The organism is Flavobacterium sp. (genome assembly GCF_027482425.1).
GTDB lineage: Bacteria > Bacteroidota > Bacteroidia > Flavobacteriales > Flavobacteriaceae > Flavobacterium.
Window position 1 is genome coordinate 1 of record NZ_JAIXWA010000037.1, and the last position, 8,897, is coordinate 8,897.

An 8,897-nucleotide genomic window follows, 5' to 3' on the forward strand; every position below is an offset into this window, starting at 1 on the left:
AATAGCCCATCCTGAGGTAAAACTTCACAATATGGCTCCAAATCCATTGGTAATCATCATAAACAACCCTTGTGCTGAGGAACGAATTTTTGCTGATGTAGAAGTTTCTACGAATAACGAACCCGAAATATTGAAAAAATCAAAGGCCATTCCATACACAATACAAGACAAAATAATCATCCATAAACCATCTGTTGGATTTCCGTAAGCAAAAAGTCCAAAACGAAGTACCCAAGCCAACATAGAAATCAACATCACTTGTTTGATCCCAAATCGTTTTAAAAAAAATGGAATTGCCAAAATGAAAAGTGTTTCGGAAATTTGAGATATTGACATAATAATTGTCGAATATTTCACCACAAAAGAATCTTTATATTCAGCTACATTTTTAAATTCATCCAAAAAAACATCACCGTAGGCATTGGTTAATTGCAGAGCGCCTCCTAAAAACATAGAAAAAATAAAGAATAGCGCCATTTTATAATTGCCAAACAACTTAAACGATTCCAATCCAAGCGAACTCTTCTCTTCGGCATTGCGTTGGGGCGGACATTTTGGAAGAGAAAATGAATACAGTCCTAAAACAATGGCGCCAATCCCTGCGATATAAAACTGGTATTCGGTAGCTTTACTATCGGTTAAATTAGTGAGCCACATAGCCGCAATAAAACCAATCGTTCCCCACACCCGTATAGGCGGAAAATCTTTCACCACATCGCTATTGGGACTGTTTTTTAAAGCAGTGTAGGAAATAGAGTTGGATAACGCAATGGTGGGCATGTAAAAGCTCATGGCCAATAACATCACATAAATGAACGTTGATGGTTCATTTACTAGAGGTAAATAAAATAAAACTCCAGCATACAATAAATGCAAAACACCATACAACCGTTCGGCATTCACAAAACGATCGGCTATAATACCTGTTAAAGTGGGCATATATAGAGAAGCAATTCCCATGGTTCCGAACACCAATCCAAATTGGGTACCATCCCATTGGCGCGTTCCAAACCAATAATTAGCTATCGTTATTAACCATGCTCCCCACACAAAAAACTGCATGAAGTTCATGAAAACCAGTCTATTTTTTACACTCATCATCATTATTCGTTTTGGTTAATCAAGCTCGTAAAGCTACAAGAATAAATAAGATTCACAAAGATTTACATCGATTTCGTCTTCGCGGCTACCCATTCCATTACGAGTTGTAATTGGTCTTCCCGCCCTAGATTAGAATTATCCAATTCAATTGCATCTTCTGCTTTTACCAAGGGAGAATCGGCCCGATGGGTATCGATATAATCGCGTTGGTTAACGTTTTGTAAAACCTCTTCATAGGTAACCGAATCGCCTTTGGCCTGTAACTCTGAAAAACGCCGTTGTGCCCTCGTTGCTGGACTGGCCGTCATGTATATTTTCAATGCCGCATCGGGAAATACCACCGTTCCAATATCGCGGCCATCCATCACCACGCCTTTTTCTTTTCCCATGGCCTGTTGCTCTTCGACTAGCTTGGTGCGAACGGCAGAGATTTCGGCCACTTTACTTACTAACGACGAGACTTCTAACGTACGGATTTCGCGTTCAACATTGACGCCATTGAGGTACATTTCACCATATCCTAACTCGGAATTAAACACAAAATGTAAGGTAATTTTATTGAGATCAGCCGTTAAACCTTCAGCATCTAAATGATTGGGAGAAACGAATTCGTGTTGCATCGCATACAAGGTTACGGCCCGGTACATGGCTCCTGTATCCACATAAACATACCCTAGTTGTTGGGCCAGTTGTTTGGCTAATGTACTTTTTCCTGTAGAGGAAAATCCGTCGATGGCAATGGTAATTTTTTTCAATAAAGTAAAATTTTAATAATCATCTTGAAGGTTAATTGTTAACCCAAACAAACTTGTGTTGGCGGCCAAGGTATACCGTGAATAGGAATAATTGAATTTCAATCGTCCCATTTTCAACCCAAAACCAGCTGAAATTCCCGAAAAATTTCGTTGATCTACAATGCGTAATTCTTCGGCACGGCGAAAATTATAACCCAAACGCAAATTAACACTTTTCCGAGGAAACAATTCCAATCCAAAAATCACATGGCGTAGTGCATTGTTGATAAACCCTACTTTTTCTTCATTTGATCCCCCATCAATGGTTCCCACAGCTCGATTGGGATTGGAGAAAGCCACATTCCACTGCTGAAGATTTTCCAACGTTAAATGCCAGCGAATAGGCACATTATCCAATTCTTGGGAAACACCAACAAGGACTTCTAAAGGCAAACGTTCCCGTGTACCCGCAAAAGTGGTGATTTGGGTTCCAACATTTCGCACCGAAAGCGCCCAATTGACATCGTTTCGCTCGTCGATAAACAAGAATCCAAAATCGGCTGCCGCTCCAAACGAACTGTATGATTCTAAAGTCGAGGAAATGAGTTTGGCATTGGCCCCCAAATAAATACTGGTAAAAGGGATGTTGTAAGCATAGCCCAAAGACAACGCCATTTCACTTCCTGTAAACGAACTCGTCGGTGTTCCGAATTCGTCATACCCTTGAAAAGAACCGTAATTGACATAGTTGACTCCTGCGTGAAACGTTTGAATATGACGATCATACGTATAAGCGTAGGCTGCTGTGCCATACGTCACTTCGCCAAAAAGACTGCCATAATTCACCGCTAAATGATTGTCCATTTCAGGATTGATTGTGGCAGGATTGAATAATGCTTGATTGACATCTGAATCGTAAAGGGTAATTACCTTACCTCCTAAAGCAGCTTGACGAGGAGATGTCACTAAATTTAAAAACTGATATACCGAACGACCGCCCACTTGACTCCACCCAATAGAAGTACAAAGCAGCACACATAAAAGTTGCAATTTAGGGGTCATAGTTTTGAACAACACTCAGGGTATAACGGAAATGCGAAGATATTATTTTTAACGGGACTCTGAAAATCACTCCAAAAAAAAGCGCCAGGAGTTCCCAGCGCTATATTTATAAAAACTTGAATGCATTAGGCTATAGCTTTTGCATTTTTAACTTTTTGTGTGGTAAGTGCCAACGCGATAACTTCTTGCATTTCTTTAACATAATGAAAAGTCAACCCTTTACGGTAATCGGCATTGATTTCATTGATGTCACTCTCATTTTCATGACATAAAATAATCTCTTTAATATTCGCTCTTTTAGCAGCCAATATTTTTTCTTTGATTCCACCCACAGGCAAAACTTTTCCTCGAAGGGTAATCTCACCTGTCATGGCCAAACTTTTCTTCACTTTCCGTTGGGTAAGTAACGAAACTATGGAAGTCAACATTGCAATGCCTGCACTGGGACCATCTTTAGGTGTGGCGCCTTCGGGCACATGGAGATGAATATTATACTTGCCAATGACATCTTGATCTAACCCAAATAAATCGGCGTTGGCTTTGACATATTCTAACGCAATAGTAGCCGATTCTTTCATTACATTCCCAAGGTTTCCGGTCAAAGTAAGGCTCCCTTTTCCTTTTGAGATAGAAGATTCGATAAATAAAATATCACCCCCTACCGAGGTCCAAGCTAAGCCCGTGACCACACCAGCAACATCATTACCTTCCGCTTTGTCGCGTTCCAATTTGGGGGCTCCTAAAACAGTCACCACATCTTGATCGGTCAATTTCAAGTTGTAAGCTTCTTCCAAAGCAATCGATTTTGCGGCATTTCGAATCACTTGGGCTATTTTCTGCTCCAATCCTCGCACCCCAGATTCACGGGTATAGCCTTCTACGATTTTTTCTAATTGTTTTTTTCCAATAGTCAAATCTTTGGGCGACAATCCGTGTTCTTTTAGTTGTTTAGGAACTAAATGTTGACGTGCAATTTCGACTTTTTCTTCAATCGTGTAACCCGACATTTGGATGACTTCCATACGATCGCGTAAAGCCGGCTGTATGGTTGACATGGTATTCGAAGTAGCAATGAACATCACTTTCGACAAATCGTAGCCCATTTCAAGGAAATTGTCATAAAACGAATTGTTCTGCTCGGGATCAAGCACCTCCAATAAGGCTGACGAGGGATCGCCGTTGTGACTAATGGAGAGTTTGTCAATTTCATCTAAAATAAATACGGGATTGGAAGTTCCAGCTTTTTTTATGTTTTGAATAATACGTCCTGGCATCGCACCAATATAGGTTTTACGATGCCCTCGAATTTCGGCTTCATCGCGCAAACCACCGAGTGAAATACGAACATATTCACGTCCCAATGCTTCAGCAATCGAACGACCGATAGACGTTTTTCCGACACCCGGAGGCCCAGTTAAACACAAAATGGGAGATTTCATATCGTTGCGCAATTTCAAAACGGCCAAGTGTTCAACAATCCGTTTTTTCACATCCTCCAATCCAAAATGATCGCGGTCCAATATTTTTTGGGCATTCTTTAAGTCAAATTTATCTTTAGAGAAATGCTCCCAAGGCAAGTCTAGAATCAATTCTAAATAATTGCGTTGAATTCCAAAATCGGGCGATTGCGGATTCATACGTTGAAATTTCGAAAACTCTTTTTCAAAATTCTTAGCCGTTTTTTCATCCCACTTTTTGGCCTTAGCCCGTTGCCGCATTTCTTCAAATTCCTGCTCATTGGTTACACCTCCCAATTCTTCTTGAATGGTTTTCATTTGCTGGTGCAAGAAATACTCACGTTGTTGTTGGTCTAGGTCAATACGAACCTTGGTTTGAATATCGTTTTTGAGTTCCAATTTTTGTAACTCGACATTCATGTACTTCAACGTTTCAAGGGCACGTTCTTTCAACACATTCATTTCCAACAAATTTTGCTTCTCCTGAACAGACAAATTCATATTGGAAGAGATGAAATTGATGAGGAACGATTGGCTTTCAATATTCTTAATCGCAAAAGTTGCTTCGGTTGGGATATTGGGACTTTCTTTGATGATTTCGATGGCCAATTCACGCATAGAATCAATGATGGCATTGAATTCGGTATCGTAAACACCCGGACGCTTTTCAGGAACTTCTTTGATATCCGCTTTGAAATAAGGCCGTTCTGAAATCATAGCATCGATTTCAAAACGCTTTTTCCCTTGAAGGATAACCGTTACATTGCCATCGGGCATTTTGAGCACCCGTAAAATTCGAGCAACGGTTCCGATAGGATAAATATCGTTTATTGATGGATCTTCAATATCTTCATTCTTTTGGGCCACAACCCCGATGATTTTATCACCTGCATTGGCATCATTAATCAATTTAATGGACTTATCACGACCTGCTGTGATAGGTATAACAACACCTGGAAAAAGAACCGTATTGCGTAAAGGAAGTATAGGGAGCGTCTTGGGCAAGTCTTCATTGGCCATTTCCTCCTCATCTTCGGGAGTCATAAGCGGGATCATTTCCGCATCGGCATTGAAGTCCTGCAAGGACAAACTGTCAAAAGAGATTAATTTTTGATTCGACATAATGGCTTTTTGTCAAAATGACATTTAAATATTAACATTCCGTAAACAAAGGTAGGAGATGCTGTAGCAAAACCCAACAAAAATCGACATATAACCTAGAAAAATCCATTAAATAAAGGCTTTTTGTTATTCATCGATATTTTCATCAGATAAAGGTCAACATTTATGCCATAAAACAAAAAACCGCCAAAGTGGCGGTTTGTTAACTTTATATGATTTAATTATTGTTTTGTATAAATAAAGGTAATATCGGAATTCAAATAGATAGGATTACCTCCAGTGGATCCTACAATTGATCCATCTTCAATAACCATAACCAAAGTATTTCCAACAACAGTAAATTCATCTATATTAGGAACGCCACCCTCTGTATAAGACAACCTTAAAGTATTTCCTTGTATAGTCCAATTTCCATTGATATCCGGATCTTCAAAACAAGCTAATTGGGTCGTATTTAAATCAATTTCAATCCCTTTGGTATCGGCTGTAAAGGTTCCGTTAGTATTTAATGTCAAAAGAGAATTATTAAAGCAATTGGTTTCAGACATTTGATTAATGGATGCCGTTCCATCATTATTAAGATCCGTAGGCACACTCGTATTAAAGGCTGTTAATATATATGTACCCGTTATCGCACTTCCACTTCCACCGCCGTTTCCACCTCCACCGGGATTGTTAGCTGCATTAGCTAAAGCCACAGGATCCACTGGCTCAACATCACAAGAGTAAAAAGATAATGCAAATACAACTAGGACTAGGAAACTTAATTTTTTCATTGTTGTTAAAATTTTTTCAAATATATAAAATTAGTTTTTCAGATTTACATTTTTGGGTACACGAAGCAAAAGAATCAATCCCACTACAAAAAACAGTCCAAGAAACACGATGGCATTGCGCATAGATCCTGTAATTTGATCAATCACGCCATAAATCGTCATTCCGATGACAATACCCACCTTTTCAGTAACATCATAAAAACTAAAGAATGAGGCCGTATCGTCGGTTTCAGGCAATAATTTTGAATAGGTCGAACGCGCCAACGATTGAATGCCACCCATTACCAAACCAACAAACCCAGCCGTAGCATAGAAATGAAAGGGTAAAGTTATAAAATAGGCAAAGCAACAGAGTACAGCCCAAAAGGCACAGAGAAAAATTAAGGTTTTGATGTTTCCATACTTTTCAGAAGCCCGTGAAGTGAGAAAGGCTCCTAATACAGCCACCAATTGAATCAATAAAATGCTAATGATTAAACCGGTCGTTTTTTGACTTGGATTTTCCCATTGCACTTCGGTAGCTCCAAAATAAGTAGCCACCAACATGACCGTTTGAACCGCCATGATAAACACGAAATAACTATTCAAATAGCGCTTTAAAGGCAAGTTTTGTTGCATTTGTTTCCAAACCACTTTCAACTCGTGAAATCCTTTAAATATAAAATCTTTGGTTAGGGGAACATTTGTGCGGTTGCCTTTTGGTAAATAATAATAGGTAATATGGCTAAATCCGATCCACCAAACGCCCACCATAATAAAGGAATATTTCATCATGACGATTTTCTCCATTCCTTCCACCGACATCACCATGGCCAAATTGACAATGAGCAATATCGTACTTCCGATGTAGCCCATAGAAAATCCGCGTGCACTCACCCGATCTTGTTCTTCAGGAAAGGCGATATCAGGTAGGTACGAATTGTAAAAAACCAAACTAGACCAGAATCCAATAAGTCCAAAGAAGTAAAATACATAACCTAAAGTTAGATTATCAATATCAAACCAATACAATCCTATACAAGATAAACCGCCCATATAACAGAAAAAGCGTAAAAAAGATTTCTTATTTCCCAAGTAATCCGCTATTCCCGATAGAATAGGCGAACATATAGCCACCCAAATAAAGGCAAAAGCAGTAACGAAGGATATCATGGCTGTAGCTTTAATTTCATACCCAAGGAATAGTGCGTTTTTTCGGTTTGCTAACTCAAATATTTGCTCGTAGTAAATGGGAAATATGGCAGATGCAATTACTAAACTGTATACCGAATTGGCCCAATCATAGAATGCCCACGCATTCAACAACTTAGGATGGCCTTTGGGAAGATTTGACATAACGAATGAATACAATTAAAAAGTCATCACAACCATTGCGATGACTTCAAATATAGAAGAATTAAATGATTTATTTAAAGCTAACTCCGAATTTTGTAGCTTCGGTTTTAACGGCAGGTAACAATTCGCGAATTTGCGCCATACGGGTAGCATCAGAAGGGTGTGTACTCAAAAACTCTGGAGGTGCTTGTCCCCCGGACTTTGCCCCCATACGCTCCCAAAACGGAATGGCTTCATCGGGATTGTACCCTGCAATTGCCATCAATAAAAGTCCGATTTTATCCGCTTCACTCTCATGCTTGCGACTAAAGGGCATCATCCCTCCTACTTGAGTAGTAACCCCATAAGCAGTCATGGCGAGTTGTTGCGTTTCTGATGATTTATTTCCCACCGCAGCTCCAACACCTATAGCTCCCAATTGCTGTAACAATCCGGCGCTCATCCGTTGTTGTCCATGGTTGCACAAGGCATGCGCTACTTCATGTCCCATAACCGTTGCCAAACCCGTATCGGTTTGAGTAATCGGAAGAATTCCCGTGTAAAACACAATTTTCCCTCCAGGCATACACCACGCATTTACCTCTTTACTTTCCACTAAACGGTATTCCCATTGGTAATCCTTAAGATATTCGGGATGCCCATTGGCTTGTAACCAACGTTCGGCGGCTACTTTAATTTTGGTACCTATCTGCTCCACTTTGCGTGCTTCGGGCGTATTGTTCACCACTTTGTTTTCGGACAAAAATTGATTATACTGTTGAAAGGAAGAAGGTAGTATTTCGCTATTCGGCACAAATGCCATGGTACTTTTTCCTGTAAAAGGATTGGTAGCACAAGCCACAACTAGTAAAATTGCGACGAATCCAGAGGTCAATTTTTTGTAATTCATAGGGCTAAATTTTACACAAAAATACAAAACTTACATCCCAATTATCTGCAATTTAGAGAAATCCTTGTCAATAACAATTCCTTTGGCGACATTGATGACCTCCTTGTCAAAAAGGATTTTTTCATTATAAATTTCGATTCCTTTCACATCAAAAGGCAAACCAATCACTTGAATGGTAATGATTTATTTATTAACTTTTTTAAAATTTAAGAAAAAAACAAAAAAAACCATCTGTTAAGATAGGGTTTTCAAAAAACAAGGCGGCGACCCGAGGCTTTAGCCGAACGGGCGAAGCAATCGACCATAGGGACACGCCGTACCGATAAAAAAATGAGGCCCTTCAATTTGTGAAGGGCCTCACTAAAAAACAAGGCGGCGACATACTCTCCCACAGTGATGCAGTACCATCTGCGCTGTCGGG

Annotated in this window: 6 protein-coding genes and 1 pseudogene; all 7 read right to left on the reverse strand. The window is 39.6% G+C overall.

Annotation, left to right across the window (positions count from 1 at the left end):
- Positions 1-27 precede the first annotated feature (27 nt).
- Positions 28-1,098: pseudogene (locus Q0037_RS04490) on the reverse strand (nucleoside permease); the annotation flags it as partial.
- A 65-nt stretch (positions 1,099-1,163) separates the two neighbouring features.
- Complete coding sequence (cmk, locus tag Q0037_RS04495) at positions 1,164-1,856, reverse strand: (d)CMP kinase (protein ID WP_297516057.1); 693 nt, start codon at positions 1,854-1,856, stop codon at positions 1,164-1,166.
- Positions 1,857-1,868: 12 nt separating this feature from the next.
- Positions 1,869-2,897: a type IX secretion system protein PorQ gene (porQ, locus tag Q0037_RS04500; RefSeq protein WP_297516060.1), complete on the reverse strand. Its 1,029-nt coding sequence runs from the start codon at positions 2,895-2,897 to the stop codon at positions 1,869-1,871.
- A gap of 125 nt (positions 2,898-3,022) precedes the next feature.
- Entirely contained in the window at positions 3,023-5,476 is a 2,454-nt protein-coding gene (gene lon / locus Q0037_RS04505) for an endopeptidase La (RefSeq protein WP_297516063.1), read from the reverse strand.
- A gap of 221 nt (positions 5,477-5,697) precedes the next feature.
- Positions 5,698-6,252 (reverse strand): lipocalin family protein, encoded by a 555-nt coding sequence (locus Q0037_RS04510; protein ID WP_297516066.1) that lies wholly within the window; start codon positions 6,250-6,252, stop codon positions 5,698-5,700.
- Positions 6,253-6,282: 30 nt separating this feature from the next.
- Entirely contained in the window at positions 6,283-7,587 is a 1,305-nt protein-coding gene (locus Q0037_RS04515) for an MFS transporter (RefSeq protein ID WP_297516069.1), read from the reverse strand.
- Positions 7,588-7,657: 70 nt separating this feature from the next.
- Positions 7,658-8,476: a M48 family metallopeptidase gene (locus tag Q0037_RS04520; protein WP_297516072.1), complete on the reverse strand. Its 819-nt coding sequence runs from the start codon at positions 8,474-8,476 to the stop codon at positions 7,658-7,660.
- Positions 8,477-8,897 lie beyond the last annotated feature (421 nt).